Annotated in this window: 2 protein-coding genes; both read right to left on the bottom strand. The window is 72.0% G+C overall.

The genetic code is table 11. From position 1 onward, the window contains the following. Window positions 1-239: 239 nt before the first annotated feature. The gene (gene hpnH, locus ABD323_RS40765) at window positions 240-1,262 is read right to left on the bottom strand and encodes an adenosyl-hopene transferase HpnH (protein WP_344447158.1); all 1,023 of its coding nucleotides are present in this window, start codon (window positions 1,260-1,262) and stop codon (window positions 240-242) included. 2 nt (window positions 1,263-1,264) lie between these two features. Next, the coding region (locus ABD323_RS40770) for a phosphorylase family protein (protein ID WP_344447159.1) at window positions 1,265-1,905 on the bottom strand (641 nt) is incomplete at its 5' end.

Genomic DNA, 1,905 nt, shown 5'->3' on the forward strand with positions numbered 1-1,905 from the left:
GGCGTCACCACCGACCGGAACGTTGCCGACCATGATCTGCCGCGAGTACCGCCGCCTGGCGAGCGGCTGGTGGGGCAGAGCGGGAATTCCCAACGAGATCGCAGTCATGGATCTGCTCATCCTTGCTGTGCGTGGTCCTTGGTGCCATCGTCCGCCTCCGGCACCCTGGCGTCGTGTCAGACGGCGCGAACAGGGGGCCGCCCGGCGCGCACCGACGGGTGCGCGCCGGACAGGACGACTCAGCGGTTGCCGCCCACCGTCTCCCGGATCGCCCGCAGCGACTCCTTGAGCGACCCCATCGTCGCCAGCACGGCGGTCGGCTCGTAGCCGCAGTGCGCCATGCAGTTCTCGCAGCGCGGGTCCTTGCCGCGCCCGTACTTGGACCAGTCGGTCTTCTCGATCAGCTCCCGGTAGGTGGGCACGTATCCGTCGGCCATCAGGTAGCAGGGGCGCTGCCAGCCGAAGAGCGAGTAGTTGGGAATGCCCCAGGCGGTGCACTCGAAGTCGACCTTGCCCTCCAGGAAGTCCAGGAAGAGCGGGCTGTGGTTCAGCCGCCAGCGGCGGCGGTTGCCCCCGGCGAAGGCCTTGCGGAACAGCTCCCTGGTCTGCGCGACCCCCAGGAAGTGCTCCTGGTCGGGAGCCTTCTCGTACGCGTAGGCCGGCGAGATCATCATCTCGTCGACCTTCAGCTCGTCATTGAGGTAGTCCAGCACCTCGATGATGGTCTGCGGGGTGTCGGTGTTGAAGAAGGTGCTGTTCGTCGTCACCCGGAACCCCCGCCGCTTGGCCTCCCTGATGGCGGCCACCGCCTCGTCGAAGGTCCCCTCCTTCGCCACCGACTCATCGTGCCGCTCGCGCAGTCCGTCGATGTGCACGGTGAAGGTGAAGTACGGCGAAGGAGTGAACTTGTCCAACTTCTTGCGCATCAGCAGCGCGTTTGTGCAGAGGAAGACGTACTTGCGCCGTTCCACCAGCTGACGCACGATCTCGTCGATCTGCGGGTGCATCAGCGGCTCGCCGCCGGCGATGGAGACCATCGGGGCGCCGGACTCCAGCACCGCGCCGACCGCCTGGGCGACGGGCATCCGCTGCTTGAGCACTCCGGCCGGGTGCTGGATCTTCCCGCAGCCCTCGCAGGCGAGGTTGCAGGCGAACAGCGGTTCCAGCTCCACGATCAACGGGAACTTCTCGCGCCGCTTGAGCAGCTTCTGCTGCATGAGGTAGGTACTGACCCGCACGGTCTGGCGCAGCGGCATGGCCATGGCTAGCTCGCCTCCTGAGGGAGCGTCGGCAGGAAATCGTGGGTCGATCGGGCTGGGTCCACCAGCTGGGGTATCGCTCGTGGCGCCGCGGGCCCGGCGCTCGGCGCCGGCACCGCGCGGTGCCAACCGATCAGGGCGGGCACGGCGGCCCGCAGGGTGCGCCAGGCGCGCAGGCCGCCGGGCACGGTGCCCGGGCGCAGCAGCTCCCGCTCGGGGGTGTCCACCACCACCCGCAGCGCCGCCACCGGCAGCCCGGCGGGCAGCGCGGCCAGCACGGCGGCGCTCTCCATGTCGACCGCCAGCGCGCCCGTGCGGTGCAGCGCGCGGCGCTCGGCGCCGCGCACCAGGTGGTCCGACGAGTGCAGCGCGCCGGTGCGCACCGGCAGGCCCAGCGCCTCCAGGGACCGGGCCAGCGCCGCAGGGTCGGTGGTGGCCGCGGCGGCGCCGCCCGGGCCCAGCACCCGGTCGGCCACGATCACCTCGCCCGGGAGCAGCCCGGGGCCCAGCGCGGCGCAGAAGCCGGCCACCAGCACGGCGCCGTAGCCCCGCGGGGCGGCCGCCGCGAGCGCAGCGGCCCGCCCGCCGGCCCCGCGCGGGCCCATCCCCGTGCGCACCACGGCCCGCGGCGCCGCCCCCCCGGTCC

The sequence above is a fragment of the Kitasatospora nipponensis genome (genome assembly GCF_039528135.1).
In the GTDB taxonomy this organism is placed as follows: Bacteria; Actinomycetota; Actinomycetes; order Streptomycetales; family Streptomycetaceae; genus Kitasatospora; species Kitasatospora nipponensis.

What these genes read in the sequence shown, in the direction of transcription:
- hpnH (WP_344447158.1), bottom strand. Translation starts at nt 1,262, where the DNA reads ATGGCCATGCCGCTGCGCCAGACCGTGCGGGTCAGTACCTACCTCATG.